This window comes from Bradyrhizobium sp. dw_411 (assembly GCF_018449695.1).
Lineage (GTDB): Bacteria > Pseudomonadota > Alphaproteobacteria > Rhizobiales > Xanthobacteraceae > Bradyrhizobium.
Genome location: NZ_JAAVUY010000013.1, coordinates 1 through 21,772 on the forward strand (window position 1 = coordinate 1; position 21,772 = coordinate 21,772).

Here is a 21,772-nt window from a genome sequence, read left to right on the forward strand (position 1 = left end):
AGACTCGGTCAGTCCGAGGACAACCTGTTGAGGCTCCACACCTAGAGCCCGGTTCTGATTGAATCAGAACCGGGCTCTAATCTTTGTTTTGACGCGTTTTCTTTACGCGAACCGGTGTCCACTTCGCTCGAAAACACTCTAGATCGCGTGTGAGCGTCCAAACACCAGCGTGAGATTGTTGGACGGCATCTCGATCACCTCGACAAGCGCCAGACCGGCGCTCGCCGCCAGCGCTTCCACGGCCTCGATATCGCGCACGCCCCATTCGGGATTGCCCTCACGCAGGCTTGAATCGAACACCGCATTGCTGAGGGCGGTGTGCTTGCCGCCGCGCTTGAACGGACCGTAGAGAAACAGCAACCCGTCCACCCGCAAATAGCGTCCGGCGCCGGCCAACAATCCCTCGGCGACGCTCCACGGTGCGATATGAACCACGTTGGCGCAGAACACGGCCAGCACGTCGGCAGGGCCGCGGCCATCCTGCATTTCAGAGCACCAATCCGGGTCGGATAGATCGATCCGCAGCGGCAGCCGGATATTTGAAAGCTGCGCATGTGCCCGCCACGCGACAATGCTTGCGAGATGCCGATCGTTAAGGTCGCTCGGCCACCACGTGATCTCGGGAAGATGCCGCGCGAAATCCACCGCATGCTGGCCGGTGCCGCTGCCAACCTCAATCACATCCCCGGATTTTCCGGCCAGGAAGCGCTGCAACACCGCCCGGATCGCCTGATGATTGCGGTGAAATGCCGACGCGTCGAGGCGGCCGTCGGGCTCAACCGGCCGGCCGTCCTTACCGAATTCGACGACATAGTCAGCCACGAAATTCTCCCGGATTTTCTGGCGAGGCTCATCGGATTTAACCTGCCACGGCGCCAACCGCAAAGCCTGACATGGCGTCCGATACCGTTTATGCTGCGGTCACCCATATTCTGGCAGCCGGAACCATGCCTTGACCGACCATTTCCCGAGGACGCTTTTTCGCACGCTCGCCTTGACGCTCGTGATCGGCGCTGCCGCGCCGTTCCCGGCGGCGCGCGCACAATCGGTCTCCGAGGGTCAAAGACTGGCTTTCGATCGCGGCAAGGGCAATTGCCTCACCTGCCACGAGATCAAGGGGGGCGACCTTCCCGGGACCATCGGGCCTGTGCTGCGAGACATCAAAAGCAAATATCCCGATCGTAACGATCTCGTCGCGATCCTCACCGATGAAACCCGGCGCAACCCGCAAACCGTCATGCCGCCGTTCGGGCGCAATCGAATTCTGACCGAGCAGGAAATCAACGCGATCGTCGATTTCCTGCAGACCTTGTGATGGCCCGCGGCATAGCGTCGCGCGGCGCAGGAGACCTCAGATGAGAACCGTTCACACCGACTTGCCGGCCACGCGCCGCCTGATCCTCAGGGGCGCCGGCGCGATTGCGCTGACAGGCCTTGGCATCATGTCGTTCGGTATCGCTCCGGTCTTCGCCGCAGCCAACGACAAATACCCGGATGACGCGTTCAAGCAGAAGGGCGCTGCGGACGCGATCAAATCGCTCTATGGCCGCACCGCCGAACCCTCGGACAAGGTCAAACTCGATGCGCCTGAAATCGCGGAAAACGGCGCAGTGGTTCCGATATCGGTCACCACGACGCTTGCGGACGTGACGTCGATCGCATTTCTGGCCTCGGAGAACCCCAATGCGCTGGCGGCGGTTTACCGGATTCCGCCGGGCACGCTGCCGAACGTGGCCAATCGCCTCAAAATGGCGAAAACCTGCGACGTCATCGTGATCGTGGAAGCCGGCGGCAAGCTTTATAGCGCCACCAAAGAGGTCAAGGTGACCGTCGGCGGCTGCGGCGGATGAGCACGTGATCCGCACGGTTTTGAATGCAAGGTTTTTGAATGAAGGAGTATCCTGATGGCATCGACGATTCGCGTGCGCGCGACCTCGAGCGGAGAGACCACGGAAGTCCAGGTGCTGATCCAGCATCCAATGGATTCCGGCTTCGTCAAGGATGCCAAAGGCGAGACCATTCCGCCGCATTTCATCCGGGAATTGACCTTCGAATATGACGGCAAAAACGTCTTCATCGCGGATTGGGGCGCTGCGGTCTCCAAGGACCCCTATGTCAAATTCAGCTTCAAGGGCGGCAAGAAGGGCGACGATTTGAAAATTAGCTGGATCGATAATAAAGGCGAGACCGACACCACCACGGCGAAGATCCAGTGAGTTTGCGATCTTTCATCCGCATGGCCTTGGCCGCTGTTGCGCTGGCCGCGTTGACGCTGGCAGCACCCGCCGCCGATACGCCCGATCCCGTAGCCGATGCGAAAGCGTTCCGGAATTTTTTCGTCACGAAGTTTCCCAAGGTAAAGCTCGAGGACTTCGTCAACGGTCCGTATTCGATGAATGAGGGCATGCGCCGGCAATGGGAAGAGAAGGAACAATTCCCGCCCTATGAGTTCTCCCTCGATACCGGCAAGGAAATGTTCTCCAGGCCGTTCAAGAACGGCAAGAGTTACGCCGATTGTTTTCCGAATCAAGGCATCGGCGTCCGTCAGAACTATCCCTATTTCGACACCAACGAAGGCAAGGTCATCACGCTTGAACTGGCGTTGAACAAATGCCGCGAGGCCAATGGCGAATCCGCGCTCTCCTATGTGCGGGACGACATGGCCGCGCTGACCGCCTATATGGCGTTCACCTCGCGCGGCAAGCCGTTCGACATCAAGATTCCCGACGATCCCCGCGCGCTCGAGGCCTACCAGAACGGCAAGCGCTACTTCTATACGCGGCGCGGGCAGCTCAATTTCTCCTGCGCCACCTGCCATGTGCAAAATCCCGGCGAGCGGATCCGCGCCGAAATACTCGCGCCCGCGCTCGGAATTTTAAACGCAATGCCGATCTACCGTTCCGAATGGGGGGGCATGGGCACGATCAGCCGGCGCTTTACTAGCTGCAACAGCCAGATTCGCGGCGTGCCGCTCGAACCGCAGGCCGAAGAATACCGCGACCTCGAATATTACCTGTCTTATGTGAGCAATGGACTGCCGATTTCCGGCCCGGGATCGCGGCCATGAACATGACGGGAATCATCTTGCGGATATCGACCTTCACGCTGGCCTCCCTGCTGGTGATCGCCAACGCGACCTCGGTACCGGCCGCAAGCTCCGAGGCAGATTTCAAGGCCGCCTATGCCGCCGCTGAAGCCACCAACAAGGAAGCCGGCGGGTTGCGTAACCAATGGACCGTGACGGCAGAAGCCCTGGCCGATGCCAGGAAGGCCGCCGACAAGGGCGACTTCGACCGCGCCGTTGCGTCGGCAAAGGAAGCCGAAGCGCTCGCCAAGGCATCGATCTTCCAGGCCACCAGCGAAAAAGAAGCCTGGAAGAATCTCGAGATACGGTAGGCCCTGGGAGAGATGCGCAGACATCGCATGACCATTCGCCGCCGGGATTTGCTTAAACTCGCAGGCGCGGCCGCACTTGCGGGCGGAGCGCCGCGCCTGGCGCGGAGCGCCGACAATTCAGGCGTCTACGATCTCGAACGCTTCGGCAATGCGCGCATCCTGCATATGACCGACACCCATGCACAGTTGCTTCCGGGATATTTTCGCGAACCCAGCGTCAATCTCGGACTTGGCACGATGCAGGGCCAGCCGCCGCATCTGGTCGGCCGCGCCTTTCTGGATCGTTTCGGGATTAAGCCGGATAGCGCCGACGCCTATGCATTCACCTCGCTCGATTTCGAAAAATCCGCCGCGCGCTTCGGCAAGCTCGGCGGCTTCGCGCATCTGAAAACGCTGATCGATCGCCTGCGCAACGATGTCGGCCCGGGTCGCTCGCTGCTGCTCGACGGCGGCGATCTGTGGCAGGGAACAGGCTTGGCCAATATCATGCAGGGCGCCCACATGGTCGAGGCCGCCAACCTGCTCGGCATCGAGGCCATGACCGGCCATTGGGAATTTACCTATGGCGAGGACGCGCTGCGCCGCAACCTCGAACGCTTCAAGGGCGAATTCTTGGCGCAGAATGTCTACCTGACCGACGAAGCCGCGTTCAACGACGCCAAAGCCTTCGACCCTGCGACCAAGCGGGTGTTCAAGCCGTCCATGATCAAGGAGATCGGCGGGCATCGCATCGCGGTGATCGGCCAGGCCTTTCCTTACGTGCCGATCGCTCATCCAAAGCGTTTCACGCCGGACTGGACGTTCGGCATCCGCGACGAGGAATTGCAGAAACTGGTCGACGGCTTGCGAAACAACGACAAGGTCGATGCCGTGGTGCTGCTGTCGCACAACGGCATGGACGTCGACCTCAAGCTCGCCAGCCGCGTGCGCGGCATCGATGTCATTCTCGGCGGCCATACCCATGACGCCGTTCCGCAGCCTGTCCCCGTGACCAATGCCGGCGGCATCACGCTCGTCACCAATGCCGGCTCGAACGGAAAATTCCTCGGCGTGCTCGATCTAGAAGTCGCGCGAGGCCGGGTCAGCAATGTCAGATACCGGCTGCTGCCGGTGTTCTCGGAATTGCTGAAGCCCGATGCGGCGATGGCGGCACTGATCGAAAAGACCCGCGCGCCGCAGGCCGCCGTCTATGCCGAGAAGATTGCGACCGCAGATCGCCTGCTCTATCGCCGCGATAATTTCAACGGCACGGTGGATCAACTGATCTGCGACGGGTTGCGTACGCAGTTGGAGGCGGAAATCGCACTGTCGCCGGGCTTCCGCTGGGGCTCCAGCTTTCTGCCGGGCCAGCCCCTGACGATGGAAGACGTGCTGGCCGAGACCGCCATCACCTATCCGGAAACCTACGTCCAGCGAATGACCGGCACCCAGATCAAGGATGCCCTTGAAGACGTCTGCGACAATCTCTTCAACCCCGACCCGTACCATCAGCAGGGCGGCGACATGGTTCGGGTCGGCGGCTTTATTTATACGTGTACGCCCGCGGAAGGCATCGGGCGCCGGATTTCCGATCTGAAGCTCGGCAATGGTCGCGCAATCGAGGCCGGCAAGACCTACAAGGTGGCCGGATGGGCGTCGGTCAATGAGCAGAAAGGGATTCCGGTTTGGGATGTCCTGGCCCGGCACCTCGGCGGGGGCAAACCGCCGGATGGGCGCAACACCGGCGTAACGCTCAGGGGTGTGGACGGCAACCCGGGCATCGCGGGATAGGGGTGAGACATTTGGCGCAGATACGCCGGAGTTATGTTCAGCCTTTTTGCATGGTAGTAACAGGAATCAGTTCGCAGGCGCGCCATCCATGATCTTTCGCCAGCTATTCGACAGCGTATCGGGAACCTACAGTTATCTGCTGGCCAGCCGCGCGGGCGGCGAGGCGTTGATCCTCGATCCCGTGCTCGAGAAAGTTGACCGCTACTGTCAGTTGCTGCGCGAACTCGATCTGCGGCTGGTCAAGGCCGTCGATACGCATCTGCACGCCGACCATGTCACGGGGCTCGGCGAGCTGCGCGACCGCACCCACTGCGTCACCATCATGGGCGAACAGACCAGGGCCGACGTGGTCGCGATGCGCGTCTCCGATGGCGACAAGGTCATGATCGAGGGAATGAGCCTCGACGTCATGTATACGCCGGGCCACACCGACGATTCCTATAGTTATTTGATGGGCGATCGCGTGTTCACCGGCGATACGCTCCTGATCCGCGGCACCGGCCGCACCGATTTCCAGAACGGCAGCGCCCGGGCGCAGTATGATTCGATTTTCGGCCGGCTGCTCAAATTGCCGGATGAAACGATGGTATTCCCGGCCCACGACTACAAGGGCGATACAGTTTCCACCATCGGCGAAGAGAAACGCTACAATCCGCGGCTGCAGGTCCGCTCAGTCGATGAATATATCGAGCTGATGAACAATCTGAAGCTGCCGAATCCAAAAATGATGGATGTCGCAGTGCCGGCCAACATGCATGTCGGCCTGCATCAGGACGAACTGGCCAAACAGGGGCAGGCGCTCAGCGCCCTTGAGGCGATCGAGGGTCTCGGCCGTCCCGATATCCTGCTGGTCGACCTTCGTGAAACCAGCGAGCGCATCAAGCACGGAATGCTGTCAGGCGCGCTTCACGCGCCGTATCCCGGCATCGACGAAAGCCTGCAGCCCGGCGGAATGTTGCGTGAAGTGGCGGCTGCGACCGGGCGGCGCATCGTGTTTTTCTGTGCCTTCGGCGAGCGCTCGGCGATGGCGGTGGCTGCCGCCAAGACCGCGGGCCTCGACAATACCGCACATATCGCCGGCGGCATCGACGCCTGGAAGAAAGCCGGCGGCCCGGTGCAGACGGGCTGAGCTAGATTTCTGCCCACGGCACGATCACAGCCTCGCGCCGATATTCTGCGCGGTAGGCGCTGATCCGAAACACATCCGCCATCACCTGTTCCGACAGCGCCTCGGCGGGAGCGCCGTGCGACACCAGACGGCCATCCGAGAGCACCCGCACCGTATCTGCGAATCGTGCGGCGAGCCCGAGATCATGTGTCACCACGATCACCAATGTGCCGTTGTCGGCGGCCATGCGCAGGCTTTTCATCACATCGATCTGGTGGCGCGGGTCGAGCGAGGATGTCGGCTCGTCCGCCAGGATCACCGGCGCCTCGACCGCGAATACCCGCGCCAGCGCGACGCGGCTGCGCTCGCCTCCGGACAACTCGGTGACGCGGCGATCGCTGAATGCGACGACATCGGCCACCTGCATCGCGCGCAACACCGCGTCGGAGTCTTTCGCCGACAAACGCGACGGGTCGGTCGCGCCATGCGGATACCGGCCGAGCGCCACAATATCCCGCGCTGGCAGCGGCCAATGCACGATGTGGCCCTGCGCCAGATAGCCAAATCGCCGTGCTCGCTCGCGCAACGACAGCGACGACAGTTCCTCACCGCCGACTTGAATGGCGCCGTTGGAAGGCACCAATCCGGCCAGCGCACGCAGCAACGTGGTCTTGCCGGCGCCGTTCGGCCCGACCAGCGCGACCAGATGGCCTGAGCTCAGCGACAACGAAATATCATTCAGGACGACACGACCGGCCAGCGTCACGCCGAGACCTCGCGCAGTAAGAATATCTGGCGCGGTAAGAAAGTCCGGCGCGGTCATGCGACGCCTCCACCGAGCGCGCGCCGCTCGCGCATGATCAGATAAAGGAAGAACGGTACGCCGATGATCGACGTCAGCACACCGACCTTGATGTCGCTGGTCGATGGAATGAGGCGCACCGCAATATCGGCCGCCAGCAGCAATGCCGCGCCGGTCAGCGCGCTCGGAACCAGCAGCCGCGCCGGATCGTGACCGATCAGCGGCCGCATCAGGTGCGGCGCGACCAGGCCGATGAAACCGATCGTGCCTGATACCGCGACCGCGCCGCCGACGCCGAGCGCAACGCCCGTGATCACCAGCAGCCGCAGCCGATCAACATCAACGCCAAGGCTTTGCGCCGTTTCCTCGCCAAGGCTGAGCGCGCGGAACGCATTGCGCTGGCTGAACAGAATGACCGCACCCGCGACAATGAACGGCAACGCCAGCACGACATGGCGAAAGCTGCGATCTTCCAATGAGCCGAGCAGCCAGAACGCAATCTCGAGCACAATGAAGGGATTGCTGGAGAGATTCATCACCAGCGCGGTCGCGGCCCCGGCAAGGCTGGATATCGCAAGCCCGGCCAGAATCAGAAGCAACAGCCCGGCGTTGCGGCCCGCGATCACGAGCAGCGCAAACACCGAGGCGAACGCGACCACTATCGCCGCGACCGGAAGCGCCCAGGACCGCACATCAGCCACGCCGAGCGCAATCATCAGCACGGCGCCGAAAGCGGCCGATTGCGGCGCCCCAAACAACGAGGGCGACGCCAGCGGATTTCGCAACAACCCCTGCAGGGCTGCGCCGGCGAGGCCGAGCATGGCGCCGATCGCGCATCCCAGAATCATGCGCGGCAGCCGGATTTCATTGACGATCACCTGCTGAACGTCGCTGCCGCTACCGAACAGGGCTTCGATCACCGTCAGCGGCGACAACCGCACCGGTCCGATCCCGAGCGAGACCAATGCCAGCATGACGACGAGCACAATAAGTACTGCGACCACGCCGGCGCGCCGACGTGCCGCAGCGTCGACCGTCACAATGACGTTCTCAGCTCTCATCAATCCATTCCCGGACCTATCCCAGCGCAGACATTCGATTCATGGCACAAAGAAGCGCATGCGACAAAATAGACGCATCGTCCCGTCAGGATTAACAGAAAGCGGCGCCGCGACATTCAACTGTCCTGCAGATCGCTGATTTGAACTGAAAAACGCTGTTTTCCGGCATTTCAGGCCTCAAAGAAGCCCTTTCACCGGGCAAATGCGTGGTAAGACTGCATCCGGGGTTGTCGCACGCTGGTGCGCGCCGATGAATTTTGAGGCCTTTGATGAATGACGAACCGAAAACTGCCGCCGAATTGAAGGAGATCCGGCTGAACCGGAAGATCGCCCAGGATGCCGAAGGCATCAAGGCCATGGCCGATATCGCTGCTGCGGATATTGCAATAAGAAAGCGGACGGCAGATCTGCGCGCGATCCGATTGGCAAAAGAAGCCGCCGACCGCGAGAAGCCAGTAGAACCCAAAACCAAGTCCAAAAAGAAGAAAACGAGCTAAATGATAAATGACGACGACAGCCGCGTCGATACGCGGCTCAACGAGGCTGAACACGTGGCGAACGAACCGAAAAACAGCAAAGCCGAGCGCGACGCCGCATTCAAGGCCGTTACCGACAATATGGCGAAGCTGAAAGCGTTGCGTCTGGCCCGCGAGGCCGTTGAACCCCCACGCCCGGCTCCAGCGTCCAAAAAGGCACGCGCCAAACCGAAGGCGTCTGGAGAAAAGGGCCCGGCGCTATCCGACTGGCTGGCAGGCCAGCAAAGCGGCGGACGAAGAACTTAAAGCCTCTCCGATTTCGGCGCGGGACAAACACGGTGCGTTTGTCCCGCGGAAACCAGTCTTCCTTTTTGTGAAGCTCTACACCGGCGCGGGCCACTCGACCATCGAGCGGGTCTTGGTCGCGGCATCGTAGACCTGCACCTGAAGCATCTGGAACTGATTCTTCAATGCCATGCCCGCCTCTTCGGCGGCTTCGACTGTGGCGTGGTGCGATTTGAAGTGTCCATCCACTACCAGCGAGTAGCCGTCAGTCGGCGCCTTGTCGGCGCGAATGATTTTACGCGGCTGGTGTTCTTCTGCTTCGATCTTCGGCTTCTTCATACGTGGCTCCTGAATCATGGTCCGATCAAATCGGACCGTGATCTCATTTGTTTGTTGTGAGCATGATCTGTGGACAAACGCTCGACGTCAGTCCGGAGGAAAACCGGCTTCCGCTTTTCAGAATCATGCTCGGGTTGCGGCTTCCCTTTACACCGATTGTCGGAAAAAGGCAGGGAAAGATTGTCCAATTCCAGCTGATTTGCAGCTAATATACTCCTGCAAAGGCGGTGAGATTGAGGTCGCGGGCGTGACTCTTGCCGCCGAACAGAGGATGCGACATGGACGGAACCGGTAGAGATAATCAACCTCCCAAAAATGAACCTCCAAAGAAAGACGGCGGCAAAGCAGGGAAACCACCGCTGGCCGCGACCGAAGACGACGACAGCGAAGACGGCGACTTCGCCACGCCGAAGCGTGACCGCAATGGCGACGACGATCAGCCGCTTTGAGAGATTGAAATATCCCGCAAAATTCCGCGGTTGATGTTCACGCCAGAGCTGTGTTTTTGAGGGCTGCCATGCAGCCATATTCATAGACAAATAACCGGCTCGGCCGATAGTTTCCCGCGCAAACCGGGATCCGAAATGGCCGACGTTCTCGCCGCATCGCAGCAAGCCAAACCTCAAGCGAAGGCCCAGGCGAAGACCGACGAATCGCTGCGCACCCTCGCCGCGATTTCGACGGCACATTGGGTCAGCCATTTTCACATCTTCGTGCTGCCGATGCTGTTTCCCTTTCTGAAGCAGCAACTCGGCGTCGGCTATATCGAATTGGGCTTTGCGCTGACTGTCTTCGCCGTCACATCCGGCCTGACGCAAGCGCCGATTGGCTATCTGGCCGATCATATCGGCGCCCGCAAAATCCTGCTGATCGGCCTCACCGTAGGCGGCCTCGCGCTGATCATGCTCGGCCTGCATCTGAGTTACGCCTGGCTGATCGCCAGCGCGGTGCTGCTGGGGCTCGCCAACAGTGTCTATCATCCGGCCAATTACGCGATTCTTTCGGCCCACATGAACGGGGCGCGGATGGGCCGCGCCTTTTCGATCCACTCCTTCGCCGGTTTCCTCGGCGGCGCCGTTGCGCCCGCCATCATCGCGGCGCTGGTGGCGATGACCGGAGGTCTGGGCGCGCTGATCATCGCCGGCGCTGTGGGGCCGCTGGTCGCGCTATTGCTGCTCGTCGTCGGCATTCCCGATGCAAGTGCAGCGGACCGGCAGATCGAGGGCACGCAAGCACCGCGGCAAAACGTCATCACACCTGCTCTCATTGTGCTGACGATCTTTTTCATGCTGCTCAGCCTGTCCAGTGCCGGCATCAGCAATTTCGGCGTGGTCGCGCTGATGAGCGGCTATGGCGCATCCTTTTCAAACGCCAATATCGCGCTGACGGCATATCTCGGCGCCAGTGCGATCGGCGTGCTGGCGGGCGGCTTTCTCGCCGACCATACCCAGCGCCATGGACGGGTGGCTTCCGGCTGCTTTGCGATCAATGCGGTTATTGTCACCGTTATCGCGACGATCGATTTGCCGTTGCCGCTGCTGATGGCTGCGATGGCGTCGGCGGGATTCCTCGGCGGCGTGATCGCGCCTTCGCGCGATATGCTGGTACGCAACGCAGCACCTGCGGGCGCCGCCGGCCGCGCCTTCGGGATTGTCTCCACCGGCTTCAATGTCGGCGGCATCATCAGCCCATTGCTGTTCGGCTGGATCATGGATCAGAATTTGCCGCATTGGGTATTCGGCACGTCGGTCGTGTTCATGGTCCTGACGGTCCTGCTTGCGCTCGTCACCGAACGCGGGCCACAGGACAGTTCAGCGGCCACTGACGGAAAACCGGCGTATCCCGGCGCCTGATCCCGGACATTTCATCAAGACTGAGATCGTCACCTCAGGGATTGTCAGGCGAATTTCGGTTGCGGGACTTCACCCGCCAGGCGTGCGCGCTCGGTATCGGGCCAGAGCAGCAATAGGCCAAGCAGTCCGGACACGACCAAAATGACGGCGTTGATCGTAAAACCTGTCATGTAGCCATCCAGCATGCCTGACGCGCGCTGGATCACGCCACCCATCACCAGCGGCGCCAGAATCCCGGCCAACGTGTAGATCGCGCCGTAGATCCCGATGATGGCGCCGCGCTGGGACACCGGCGTGAACTCTCCGATCATCGGCGCACAGACCACATAGATTGATGCACAAAGCCCGGAGCCGATCACCAGCAAGGCGATCTGCAGGTTCGCGCCTTCGGCATAGGGAACAGCGGCGAAGACCAGCCCGCTGACGATCAACGGGACCGAACCAAGCACCCCGCGCGCGCCGCGGGTGGAAACGCCGCGCGCCATCAGCACCTGCGACGCCCATCCGGTCAGCAGCAAGACCACCGCACCGGATATCCATGGCAAGATCGAAATCCACCCCGCATCCGTTTGCGAGAAGCCAAGCCCTTTGACGATGAAGGGCGTGAACCAGGTCAGCCCCAGCGAGAGCGCCCAATAGGCGCCGAAAGTCGCGACGCAGCAGCCGACAAAGGTCCGCGAGGTCAGCAGCCGGAGATAGGGAATACGAGGCTCCGCGATCGCCAGCGCGGCGGTTTGAACCAGCGGGCCTTCCTTGCCCATAACCAGCCACGCCACCACCCACATCAGACCGACGATGCCGAGCGCGCCGAACGCATGGTGCCAGTTGTAATTGACGATCACCCAGTTCAACGCCGGTACCGCCAGGATGATGCCGAATGCCGAGCCCTGCGCCAGTACCGCGGTGGGGAGAGCCCGCTTGTCGTCCGGAAACCATTTGTAGATCGCATGCACGGCTACCGCGCCCGCTGGCCCCTCACCGGCGCCGAGGATCACGCGGCAGATCAACAGCGTGGTGAAACTGACGGTGCCCACCATCGGAAACTGCGCCAGCGCCCATATCACCGCCAACACGAGCAAAACCCAGCGCGTGTCGATGCGATTGACGATGAATCCGACGACGATGGCCGAAATCGAAAACAGAAAGAAGAACGACGAGCCGAGCAACCCGAATTGCTCCGGCTCAAGCTTCAACTCGGCCATGATCGGCACGCCGGCAAGGCCGACTACGATCTTGTCCGCGAAATTCACCAGCATGAAGAGAAACAGCAGAAACGTGATTTTCCAGCCGCCCTTTGGCGTCGGTTGCACGATCATGGCCTCTCCTCGTTCGCCGGCTCCGTCCGATTCAAGCCGCGCTTTATGCTATCCAAGGCTCGTTAATCAATGCAACCGGACATTTAGACGAGATCTGGCTTGCATTACAGCAACATCGGCGGCCGCGAATGCTGCCTGACGCTGCTTCCAAGGCAAATTGCAACCAGATCACGATCGCGTCGCCGGCGACATTGAGACCGTGATCTCCGGCGATCGTCTTGATATGTTGCATGGCTGACAGAGGGGTTTTCATGGTCGCACGCTTCGCATGACAATTGGCCACCAGATCGTGCTGAGCGTCCGCAACCTGACCAAGGCCTATCGCTCCGCCGGAGAAGAGATCGCCGTGCTCCGCGGGGTGAATCTGAGCATCACGGCGGGCGAGCGCGTCGCGCTAACCGGCGAATCCGGCAGCGGCAAGAGCACGCTGCTGCATCTGATCGCGGGCCTGGATCAGGCCGACAGCGGCGAAATCAGGCTCGACGATACCTTGATTTCGGATCTCAGCGATGCCGGCCGCGCGGCAATGCGGCGCGACCGGCTGGGACTGGTGTTTCAGCAGTTCAATCTGATCCCGAGCTTGAATGTCAGGGACAATCTCGTGTTTCAATCGCGCATTGCCGGCCGGCATGATGCGGCCTGGCATGCGGAACTGGTCGAACGGCTTGGGCTCGGCGACCTCCTGAACCGCTATCCCGAACAATTGTCCGGGGGCCAGCAACAACGCGTCGCAATCGGCCGCTCGCTGGCGATAAAGCCGCTACTTTTGCTGGCCGACGAACCCACCGGCAACCTCGATGAGGCGACCGCCGATGACGTGCTCGCGCTGACGCGTGATCTGGTGACCCGAACCGGCTGCGGCTTTCTGATGGTGACCCACAGCACGCGGCTGGCTGCGACGCTCGACCGGCACATCAATCTCAGCGCGGGGCTGGTCGCATGAGCCGCATCCTGTGGATTCTCGCGGTTCTACTCAGCCACTGGCGCCGGCACCCGATGCAACTCGCAACCTTGCTGATCGGACTGATTTCCGCGACAGCGCTGTGGAGCGGCGTGCAGGCGCTGAATCAGCAGGCGCGCAGCAGTTACGACCGCGCCGCGGCCGCTTTCGGCGGCGCCAGAACGGCTGTGCTGGTCAGCCGCAACGGCGCAACATTTTCGCAGCAGCTCTTTGTCGATCTGCGCCGCGCCGGATGGCCAGTGTCGCCCGTTCTCGAAGGCCGCGTTCAAATCGAAGGGCGATCGTTCAGGCTGCTCGGGGTAGACCCCGTCACGTTGCCGTCGGAAGTCGGGAATGCACCGGCGATCGGCAGAGCCGGCTTGCAATCTTTCGTCACGCCGCCGGGAGAAATGCTGGTCTCGCCCGAGACGCTTTCCAGTCTTGGCGTTGCGGAAGGCACCTCGCCACAGGCGAACGGCAGCATCTTGCCGCCGCTGCGCGTGCAGGCGCAGCTTGTGCCCGACCTGCTGGTGGTCGATATCGGTATCGCCCAGCAACTGCTCAAAATGCCCGGCCAGGTTTCCCGGCTGTTGATCGGCAAGACCAAGGGTACGCGCACGCCGCTTGAAAATGTCGCCGGCGACAAGCTCCGCCTGATCGAGCCAGACGCCGAGACCGATCTCGCACGTCTCACCGACAGTTTTCATCTGAACCTGACCGCGTTCGGACTGCTGTCCTTTTTCGTCGGGCTGTTCATCGTCAATTCCGCGATCGGCCTGGCCTTCGAGCAGCGCTTGCCGATGCTGCGAACCTTGCGGGCCTGCGGCGTATCCGCGCGCCTGCTGAACACCGTGTTGCTGGTTGAGCTGATATCGCTGGCGCTGGTGGCGGGCATCGTCGGCCTGGTGTGCGGGTACCTGATCGCCGCGGCGCTGCTACCAGATGTCGCAGCCTCGCTGCGCGGCCTGTATGGCGCGCAGATTCCCGGCCAATTGACGCTCAAGCCGGAATGGTGGGCCGCGGGCCTCGTCATCAGCGTGCTCGGCGCATTGGCGGCCGCGACCGCCAGTCTGTTGAAAGCGGTCCGCCTGCCGCTGCTGGCAGCCGCGCAGCCCTATGCCTGGCAACAGGCGCAGCACCGATGGCTGATCTTGCAAAGCGCGGTTGCGCTCGCCGTGTTCGCCGCCGCGGCGGCGCTGTTGTGGTACGGCGATTCACTGCTCTCGGGATTTGCCGTGCTCGCAGGCTTGTTGCTCGGCGCGGCGCTGGGATTGCCGGCGGTCCTGGAGCTGATGCTGTCGCTGGGCCAGCGGCGGGCGCATCATGCGCTCGCGATATGGTTCTGGGCCGATAGCCGCCAGCAGCTTTCCGGATTATCATTGGCATTGATGGCGTTGCTGCTCGCGCTCGCGGTCAATGTCGGCGTCGGCACCATGGTCGAAAGCTTCAGCCGAACTTTTATCAGTTGGCTCGACGGAAGATTGGCGGCGGATGTTTATATCAACGCTGCCGACGATGCGCAGGCCGTCGACATCAAGACGTGGCTTCGCGATCGTCCCGAAGTCGATGCGATCCTGCCGGGCGGCCGGGCCGAGACGCAAATCGATGGTGCGCCGGTCGAGATTTTCGGCCTCGCCGATCACGCCACCTACCGCGATCGCTGGCCGCTGTTGCAATCAGCCGACAGGGCCTGGATCCGGCTGCGCGCCGGCGATACCGGTTTTATCAGCGAGCAATTGGCGCGGCGCATGAAGCTCGCTGTCGGCGATCAGATCGAGGTCCCAGCACCGGGCGGAAACTGGACGCTTGAGGTGGTCGGCATCTATGCGGATTACGGCAACCCCAAAGGTCAGATCGCCGTCAATTTCGCGGCGCTGACTCGCCGCTTTCCCGGAATACCACTGACGCGCATGGGCCTGCGTGTGGCGCCTGCCGCGGTGCCGGCGCTGATATCGGCGCTGCAGGATAAATTCGCGCTCGATAGCCGCAACCTAGTGGATCAGGCGACACTGAAGGCGGAATCGACACGCATCTTCAACCGGACCTTTGCGGTGACCGCGGCGCTGAACGCTTTCACGCTCGGGGTCGCCGGTGTCGCCTTGCTGACCAGCCTGTTGACCCTGAGCAATTCCCGCCTGCCTCAGTTGGCGCCGCTATGGGCGATCGGCATCACACGACGGCGGCTTGCCGCCATTGAATTACTGAAGACGCTTTCAGTCGCGCTGATCACAACCCTGCTCGCGCTGCCGCTTGGCCTTTTGGTTGCCTGGTGCCTGCTCGCGGTGGTGAATGTAAAAGCATTCGGCTGGCGGTTGCCGTTTCATGTCTTCCCACTGCAATTACTCGAACTCCTCGGCGTCGCCATGGCGGCGGCGCTGATCGCCGCTTTGCTTCCCGTTCTCAGACTGGCGCGCATGCAGCCGGCGGCTCTCGTCAAGATTTTTGCCAATGAGCGGTAAGTCTCCGATATCCCGTCGCGCTTTTGCGGGCGGAGCGCTTGCCCTCGCGCTCAGCCACCAAAACGCTTTGGCGCAGGGCTTTGCCGGCCTGGGCATGAGCGGAAGCGGCTTCGCGCCTGTCGTTCCCGGCAAGACTTTTGTCTTTCCTGCCGACCATGGCCCGCATCCGCAGTTTCGGATCGAGTGGTGGTATGTGACGGCTAACCTCAGGGATTCCACCGGCACGGCGTATGGCGCGCAATGGACCTTGTTTCGTCAGGCGACGGTGCCGGGCGCCCAGCAGGAGGGATGGGCCAACCAACAAATCTGGATGGGCCACGTCGCGGTGACCCGCGCGGATACGCACAGATACAGCGAAACATTCGCGCGCGGCGGGATCGGCCAGGCCGGCGTCGAGGCTAAGCCTTTTCAGGCCTGGATCGATTCCTGGGAGATGCGCGGCTCTGACCAGATGCGCGACGCCATGCTGGCGCCGCTTGAACTCAAGGCTTCGGGCGCGGACTTCGCCTACACGCTGCGGCTCGACGCCGATCGTCCGCTGGTGCTGCAAGGCGACGCCGGTTACAGCCGCAAATCCGAGCGCGGGCAGGCCTCGTATTATTTCAGCCAACCGTATTTTGAAGTCAGCGGTAGCATCACCATCGACGACAAGCCCACCGGCGTGACCGGAAAGGCCTGGATGGACCGGGAATGGAGCAGCCAGCCGCTTGCTGCAGATCAAACCGGATGGGACTGGTTCTCGCTGCATCTGGACTCCGGCGACAAGCTGATGTTGTTTCGGCTGCGTCAGACCGACGGCAACAGCTACTGTTCCGGCAACTGGATTTCGCGCGACGGCAAGTCCGAACAGCTCTCGTCCACCGACATCACGATGACACCGAAGGCCCAGGCCGAGATCGCAGGACGTAAGCTTCCGATCACCTGGGACATTGCGATTCCCTCGCACGCCCTGACGATCGAATGTAGCCCCTTGAACGCCCGGTGCTGGATGGGAACGAGCTTTCCCTATTGGGAAGGGCCGATCAGCTTCAAGGGCAGCCACACCGGGTTAGGATATCTTGAAATGACCGGCTATTGAGATTGCAAACGGCAATATGCCGGGGGCGATCTTCACGCCCGGAACGATGTTTCACGATCGGCTTAAAAAGGATTCCGCGATGTTTCAGTTCACGGCACTCGTCACCTTGCTGTCGATCCTGTTTTATTTCTTCACCAGCATGCAGGTATCGAAGGCGCGCGTGGCGTTTGGCATCAAGGCGCCTACCGTCTCCGGTAATCCGGACTTCGAGCGGGTGTTCCGCGTCCAGATGAACACGCTGGAATGGATGCCGATTTTCCTGCCCTCGCTGTGGCTGTTTGCGTTCTATATCAGTGACGCGCTGGCCGCGGCCCTCGGCCTGGTCTGGATTATCGGCCGCGTCCTCTATTTGACCGGCTACTCGCAGGCCGCCGCCAAACGGGGGCTAGGTTTCGGAATACAGGCCGCCGCGGCCATTCTGCTTTGGCTGGGCGCGCTCGGCGCCATTATCTGGCGCCTTATTCATGCCTGAAATGGGATCGTTCGGCTTCGCAAGATCTGTATCTGCCTGTTGCAAAAGGCAAAACATCAGGGAACAAGCACTGCGAGCAAACGCCGCAGGCCCTTATTTGACTTCAAGCCGGTCCCAAGTTTAAGTACCTAAGCGGCAGTAGAGCGGCACTGCCTCATTTTAGAATGTTGGCTTTTGTAGTGCTTTCCGCACGCGAGAGCTGTAGCGAGCGCATCGCATTATGAATCATTATTTCAAGCGCCAGCTTGCGGATTATGTCGAGTACCACCGCAACCCCTGGAACAGCGTGATGCATGTATTTGGCATCGTGTTTTTATTCCTTGGCGCGATTCTTCCCATCAGCCTCTGGTCTTTCGATGCCTTTGGCATACCAACCACTATTGTGCCTGTCCTCGTCCTGCCGCTCTTGATCTATTGGTTCTTGCTCGACGCGGCCCTCGGCATGGGGATCCTGGGTGCTGCGGTCATTTTACTTTCAACCGCTGCCTTTATCGTGAATCACGCAAGCACCGCCAGCGTGTGGGCTATCTCGGCTGTCCTGATCGTCATCGGCATCGGCTGTCAAATTGTCGGACATCGCGTGTTCGAACGACGCCAGCCGGCACTGGTGGACAACCCAAGTCACTTTCTGCTCGGACCGATGTTTGTAATGGCAAAATTATTTATCGCGCTTGGCTTCCGGCAGGATCTGGCCGCGATCCTCGCAAGCGCTCCGCAGCCAGAGGAACATCAGGTCGAGCTGCTGCCGCGTTCATGACCAGAATACTTGTCACTGGCGGCAACGGCTTTATCGGACAGCACCTGGTATCGGCGCTCGTCGCCCGCAATCGACAGGTGCGTGTTCTCGATCTGATTCCCCCGGCTCACGCCTTGCCGGATGTGCAATACGTCCAAGGCTCGGTGCTCGATCCCGATCTGGTGGATGAGACACTGCACGACATCGGCGAAGTATATCACCTCGCGGCGCTTCCGGGGATGTGGTTGCCGAACAAGGCCAACTTTCAAGCCGTGAACTATCACGGCACGGAAATTGTCATCACGGCCGCACGCAAAAAAGGCGTTTCACGTTTTCTGCATTGCTCGACCGAATCCATCCTATTCCCCGCACCATCATCACTCCCCGTCGGCCCGCAAGGCTTGGCGCCACTCGATGACATGCCGGGCCTGTATACGCGTTCGAAAATGCTGGCGGAGCAGTATGCCGTGCATGCCGTATCAACCGGCTTCCCGCTGGTTATCGGCACGCCGACGATGCCGATCGGCCCCCACGATCACAACCTGACGCCACCGACCGCGATGCTCCTGCATTTCATGGACGGACGTTTGCACCTGTATCTCGATTTCATCGTGAATCTCGTCGATGTGCGCGATGTCGCAGCGGGCCTGATTCTGACGATGGAGCATGGGCAGATCGGGCATCGCTACATTCTCGGCAGCGAGGGTGTCAGGCTGAAGAGAATTCTGGAATTGGTGGCGGCGATCAGCGGCCGCCGCAATCTCGCCGTTCCGGTTTCCGGCCGCTTCGCGGAACTGGCTGCTTCCGCGATCGAGTTCATCGCCGATCACGTGACGCGCCGTACCCCGACCGGTACCGCGGAAGGTGTCCGAATTGCATTGCGGGCGACCGACTTACCGATCGAAAAGGCGCGGCAAGAGCTCGGCTATGCGCCCCGGCCGGTTGAGCCCGCGCTGCGCGACACAATTACCTATCTGCTTGGCAGCCGTGGCAGGCAATAACGAGCAATTTCGCCTCGAATCCCGGCAGATCCGTCATTTGCCAGCACAAGGCAATCAGGAATATAAGCTGACCCATGATACATGATCAGAACCCAATTTTGGCTTTCGTCTGGAGCGGATGGACCGCTACCTGGCCCACGGCATTGCTCGCCATCATCTGGGCCGCATGGCTCATCAGCTGGGGCATCGGCTCGTTCTTTTCCGGGCGAACCGAAAAGCATGTCAGGACCTGGGATTCGCGGGCCTATCGTATTCCCATTCTCGTCGGCGCCGTCCTGCTGACACCATGGACCGAGCGTATCCTGGGCATCCAGCCGCTCTGGAATGTCGGCACCGGCGGTACATATTTACTCGCCGTACTGACCGTGGCCGGCACGCTGTTTACATGGTGGGCGCGAATTCATCTGGGACGATTCTGGTCGAACGCCATCACGCGCAAGGAAGGTCACCGGGTGATCGACACCGGTCCTTACGGACTGGTTCGCCATCCGATCTATACCGGACTGATTGCTGCGATGCTGGCGACGGGCATTGCGGTGGGGACCATCACCGCGCTGCTCGGCACCGTCCTGATCGCCTTCGGGCTCTGGCAGAAGGCCCGCATGGAAGAAGGTTTTCTGACCGCGGAACTCGGCGCAGAGGCTTACGGAAGCTACTGCCACCGCGTTCCCATGCTGGTTCCATTCCTGCCGCAAAGCTGAACGCTTAGCATATAGAGATATCAGCTTTATCAGCGCTTGGGCGGCGACTGCGCCGAGACTTCCGCAAGCGGCGCCATATGGCGGGGGACGACGACACGTTCGCCCGGCACCAGCGGTGTATTGCCTGCTCCCTTATTGGCCTGGGTCACCGACCAGAGCGGCACGTGGTAAAATGTCGCGATCGTCTGCAGGCTATCGCCCGGGCGGGCGAACACCGACATGCCGCTGTCCCACAGGTCGATGGCGGCACTGGGCGGAACGACATAACGAAGCGGCAGCGTCTCTCCCTCAAACCCGCCGGACATGGTTGCGACCTGCAAAACCTTGCTGACCAGCTGCTCCTGGATGGTGTCGTTTTTTTCGATATTGATGTGCCAGACTTCTTCATGCTCCGAGAGGTCGAAGCTTGCGAAATGACCCCGGAATCCCCGCTTCGCCTTGATATTGCTGCCCCCGAAAACGCTCTTCGACAGAAAGATATTGAGATAGCGCTCGATATTAAGCGGCACCTCGGGACTAATCTGAGGCGGGTCGATCGTAACCACGAAGCTCACCGGAATATTTTCGGCCTCAAGAATTTCGGAAAATATCAGCGCGCAATACCCACCCATGGAGTGCCCGATCAGAATGATCGGCTGCGGCTTCTCGCGATATTCGCGGACCGCACCCGCGGCGATGATGCGGCAAATCGTGAACTCATAAACGTCGGCGGTGATGCCGATCTTTTCGATCCGCTCCGTCAGATGGTCCATCCCGCGCGAGAAGATCGGACCGAGCGCGCCACGAAACAAGTAAACCCGCGCATGGGGCACGGCGGGCGGGGGAGCGGCGTCCGGCGAAGGTGTCGCGATCCCGGTCTGTGCAGCGACCGGACCCATGAAAGCCAGGTCAGGGTCGCCACACAGCAGCAGGGCCGACAGCAGCGCGCCAAAAACGATCTTCGCAACGGACGTCGGCTTGATCATGCGCACCACGAATCATCCTAAACGCCGTTGACTCATCGCATATAGAGCCAGTCGGCATGTTCCGGGAATAGCCGGTGGGACACGCCATATGCGGACAACAGATTAGATTCGCCGGATTGGTAAAATTATGGCGTCGATCGACGCCCAAGGCCGCCGGCGTGGCGTTTACCTTTACCGGGCGAAGGCCACAGCATCGATGGCGCTGATCACTTTGCGCTGCATGATCTCGTTCTTCTCGATGTTGAGATGTCCGACACCCGGGACGTTCACGTTCACATTTTCCAGCTTGCCATGCAGACCAGCCGTCGGCTTCACCGGCTCGCCATTGCCATTGGCGATGTAGAAATTGATGTAACGTCCGACGCGCCCGTGCAGGCTGGTGCGAAACACCGAATCCAGGCCGATCGCCAGTTTGACGGGCGCACCGAGCTGGTCGAGCCGCGCGACCATGTCAGGCAGCACCGTCGCACCCGAGGAGTGCCCGACCAGAATGATGGTCTTCACCTTCCCGCTCTTGTAGTCCGCGGCAGCTTGCTCGGCGAGCGAAGCCCAGCCGAGATAATTGGTGACGGTGACCGGGATACCCTGTGCTTCCAGTTTTGCCGCGATGTCATCCAGACCCATCGAGAAGATATTGAGCACGCCACGCAGCAGATAAACGTGAGCCGTCGATCCCTGAGCTAGAGGCGCCGCCTCCACGGGTGTGCCGATCGAGAGCAGCATCATCGACAGCGCGATGGCTGCGGCTTGCAGCGGTCGTATCCATCGCCGGGCCAGCAAGCGACGTCCGCTGATTGATCCCGTGTAACCGCCAAATGACGTCATTGTTTCCTCGTGGAGGCATAGCCGAGCCGGCCGGAAAGTAGCCTCCGCATACTCGCATCTGCAACAAAAGGCAAAACGCCCGGGAATTTAATCCGGGCGTCGTGGCTCCCTTGCAACACCGTCGATAGATCGGGATTCTGCTTGGAACTTGGTAGGGTATTTCACAACTGCGCGTGACCGGCGCATCGT

Annotated in this window: 25 protein-coding genes; 18 read left to right on the top strand and 7 right to left on the bottom strand. The window is 61.0% G+C overall.

Translation table 11 applies throughout. The features are described 5' to 3' along the window. Positions 1-138: 138 nt before the first annotated feature. Positions 139-822 (bottom strand): DUF938 domain-containing protein, encoded by a 684-nt coding sequence (locus HB676_RS21700; RefSeq protein WP_213740248.1) that lies wholly within the window; start codon positions 820-822, stop codon positions 139-141. A 172-nt stretch (positions 823-994) separates the two neighbouring features. Here HB676_RS21700 and soxX point away from each other — a divergent pair, with 172 nt between their 5' ends. The 7 genes from soxX to HB676_RS21735 all read left to right on the top strand — a co-directional run bounded on the left by soxX (position 995) and on the right by HB676_RS21735 (position 6,295). Then, positions 995-1,315: a sulfur oxidation c-type cytochrome SoxX gene (gene soxX, locus HB676_RS21705; RefSeq protein ID WP_213740543.1), complete on the top strand. Its 321-nt coding sequence runs from the start codon at positions 995-997 to the stop codon at positions 1,313-1,315. A 40-nt stretch (positions 1,316-1,355) separates the two neighbouring features. Next, on the top strand, positions 1,356-1,850 hold the full coding sequence (gene soxY, locus HB676_RS21710) for a thiosulfate oxidation carrier protein SoxY (RefSeq protein ID WP_213740250.1): 495 nt from the start codon (positions 1,356-1,358) through the stop codon (positions 1,848-1,850). A 54-nt stretch (positions 1,851-1,904) separates the two neighbouring features. After that, positions 1,905-2,216, top strand: coding sequence for a thiosulfate oxidation carrier complex protein SoxZ (gene soxZ / locus HB676_RS21715; protein ID WP_213740252.1), 312 nt, complete (start codon positions 1,905-1,907; stop codon positions 2,214-2,216). Between the two features lie 20 nt (positions 2,217-2,236). Beyond that, a complete protein-coding gene (soxA, locus tag HB676_RS21720) occupies positions 2,237-3,067 on the top strand; it encodes a sulfur oxidation c-type cytochrome SoxA (RefSeq protein WP_213740545.1) in 831 nt (276 codons plus the stop codon). 2 nt (positions 3,068-3,069) lie between these two features. Further along, complete coding sequence (locus HB676_RS21725) at positions 3,070-3,396, top strand: hypothetical protein (RefSeq protein ID WP_213740547.1); 327 nt, start codon at positions 3,070-3,072, stop codon at positions 3,394-3,396. A gap of 27 nt (positions 3,397-3,423) precedes the next feature. Beyond that, positions 3,424-5,166: a thiosulfohydrolase SoxB gene (gene soxB / locus HB676_RS21730; RefSeq protein ID WP_213740254.1), complete on the top strand. Its 1,743-nt coding sequence runs from the start codon at positions 3,424-3,426 to the stop codon at positions 5,164-5,166. 88 nt (positions 5,167-5,254) lie between these two features. Further along, on the top strand, positions 5,255-6,295 hold the full coding sequence (locus HB676_RS21735) for an MBL fold metallo-hydrolase (RefSeq protein ID WP_213740256.1): 1,041 nt from the start codon (positions 5,255-5,257) through the stop codon (positions 6,293-6,295). Between the two features lies 1 nt (position 6,296). On the opposite strand, the gene HB676_RS21740 is transcribed toward HB676_RS21735, so the two are convergent. Both HB676_RS21740 and HB676_RS21745 read right to left on the bottom strand, forming a co-directional pair. Then, positions 6,297-7,097, bottom strand: a complete 801-nt coding sequence (locus tag HB676_RS21740) for an ABC transporter ATP-binding protein (protein WP_213740258.1) — start codon at positions 7,095-7,097, stop codon at positions 6,297-6,299. Continuing rightward, entirely contained in the window at positions 7,094-8,137 is a 1,044-nt protein-coding gene (locus HB676_RS21745) for an iron ABC transporter permease (RefSeq protein WP_213740260.1), read from the bottom strand. The genes HB676_RS21740 and HB676_RS21745 overlap by 4 nt, the downstream gene beginning before the upstream one ends. Before the next feature lie 269 nt (positions 8,138-8,406). Between HB676_RS21745 and HB676_RS21750 the strand changes: the two genes are divergently transcribed. Beyond that, complete coding sequence (locus HB676_RS21750) at positions 8,407-8,634, top strand: hypothetical protein (RefSeq protein ID WP_213740261.1); 228 nt, start codon at positions 8,407-8,409, stop codon at positions 8,632-8,634. After that, on the top strand, positions 8,635-8,919 hold the full coding sequence (locus tag HB676_RS21755) for a hypothetical protein (protein ID WP_218625817.1): 285 nt from the start codon (positions 8,635-8,637) through the stop codon (positions 8,917-8,919). It begins immediately after the preceding gene. Between the two features lie 75 nt (positions 8,920-8,994). Here HB676_RS21755 and HB676_RS21760 read toward each other — a convergent pair whose 3' ends face one another. Then, positions 8,995-9,237 carry a hypothetical protein gene (locus tag HB676_RS21760; protein WP_213740262.1) on the bottom strand — a complete coding sequence of 81 codons (243 nt, stop codon included), beginning with the start codon at positions 9,235-9,237 and terminating at the stop codon, positions 8,995-8,997. 278 nt (positions 9,238-9,515) lie between these two features. Between HB676_RS21760 and HB676_RS21765 the strand changes: the two genes are divergently transcribed. Together HB676_RS21765 and HB676_RS21770 are read left to right on the top strand one after the other, a co-directional pair. Then, the gene (locus HB676_RS21765) at positions 9,516-9,686 is read left to right on the top strand and encodes a hypothetical protein (RefSeq protein ID WP_213740263.1); all 171 of its coding nucleotides are present in this window, start codon (positions 9,516-9,518) and stop codon (positions 9,684-9,686) included. Positions 9,687-9,821: 135 nt separating this feature from the next. After that, a complete protein-coding gene (locus HB676_RS21770; protein WP_213740264.1) occupies positions 9,822-11,090 on the top strand; it encodes an MFS transporter in 1,269 nt (422 codons plus the stop codon). 44 nt (positions 11,091-11,134) lie between these two features. On the opposite strand, the gene HB676_RS21775 is transcribed toward HB676_RS21770, so the two are convergent. Beyond that, positions 11,135-12,406 carry an MFS transporter gene (locus HB676_RS21775; RefSeq protein ID WP_213740265.1) on the bottom strand — a complete coding sequence of 424 codons (1,272 nt, stop codon included), beginning with the start codon at positions 12,404-12,406 and terminating at the stop codon, positions 11,135-11,137. Positions 12,407-12,695: 289 nt separating this feature from the next. Here HB676_RS21775 and HB676_RS21780 point away from each other — a divergent pair, with 289 nt between their 5' ends. The 7 genes from HB676_RS21780 to HB676_RS21810 all read left to right on the top strand — a co-directional run bounded on the left by HB676_RS21780 (position 12,696) and on the right by HB676_RS21810 (position 19,793). Continuing rightward, positions 12,696-13,349: an ATP-binding cassette domain-containing protein gene (locus HB676_RS21780; RefSeq protein ID WP_213740551.1), complete on the top strand. Its 654-nt coding sequence runs from the start codon at positions 12,696-12,698 to the stop codon at positions 13,347-13,349. Continuing rightward, positions 13,346-15,805: an ABC transporter permease gene (locus HB676_RS21785; RefSeq protein ID WP_213740266.1), complete on the top strand. Its 2,460-nt coding sequence runs from the start codon at positions 13,346-13,348 to the stop codon at positions 15,803-15,805. The genes HB676_RS21780 and HB676_RS21785 overlap by 4 nt, the downstream gene beginning before the upstream one ends. Then, on the top strand, positions 15,795-16,883 hold the full coding sequence (locus tag HB676_RS21790) for a lipocalin-like domain-containing protein (RefSeq protein WP_213740267.1): 1,089 nt from the start codon (positions 15,795-15,797) through the stop codon (positions 16,881-16,883). The genes HB676_RS21785 and HB676_RS21790 overlap by 11 nt, the downstream gene beginning before the upstream one ends. A 79-nt stretch (positions 16,884-16,962) precedes the next feature. Next, a complete protein-coding gene (locus HB676_RS21795) occupies positions 16,963-17,355 on the top strand; it encodes an MAPEG family protein (protein ID WP_213740268.1) in 393 nt (130 codons plus the stop codon). A gap of 220 nt (positions 17,356-17,575) precedes the next feature. Continuing rightward, positions 17,576-18,112, top strand: a complete 537-nt coding sequence (locus HB676_RS21800) for an Mpo1-like protein (protein WP_213740269.1) — start codon at positions 17,576-17,578, stop codon at positions 18,110-18,112. Beyond that, a complete protein-coding gene (locus HB676_RS21805; protein ID WP_213740270.1) occupies positions 18,109-19,092 on the top strand; it encodes an NAD-dependent epimerase/dehydratase family protein in 984 nt (327 codons plus the stop codon). Before HB676_RS21800 ends, HB676_RS21805 begins: the two co-directional genes overlap by 4 nt. 74 nt (positions 19,093-19,166) lie before the next feature. Next, entirely contained in the window at positions 19,167-19,793 is a 627-nt protein-coding gene (locus tag HB676_RS21810; protein ID WP_213740271.1) for an isoprenylcysteine carboxylmethyltransferase family protein, read from the top strand. Between the two features lie 29 nt (positions 19,794-19,822). Here the strand turns inward: HB676_RS21810 and HB676_RS21815 are convergent, their stop codons facing one another. Then, positions 19,823-20,758, bottom strand: coding sequence for a LysM domain-containing protein (locus HB676_RS21815; protein ID WP_249780403.1), 936 nt, complete (start codon positions 20,756-20,758; stop codon positions 19,823-19,825). Between the two features lie 171 nt (positions 20,759-20,929). Beyond that, entirely contained in the window at positions 20,930-21,484 is a 555-nt protein-coding gene (locus HB676_RS21820; RefSeq protein WP_249780404.1) for a hypothetical protein, read from the bottom strand. Positions 21,485-21,772: the final 288 nt, after the last annotated feature.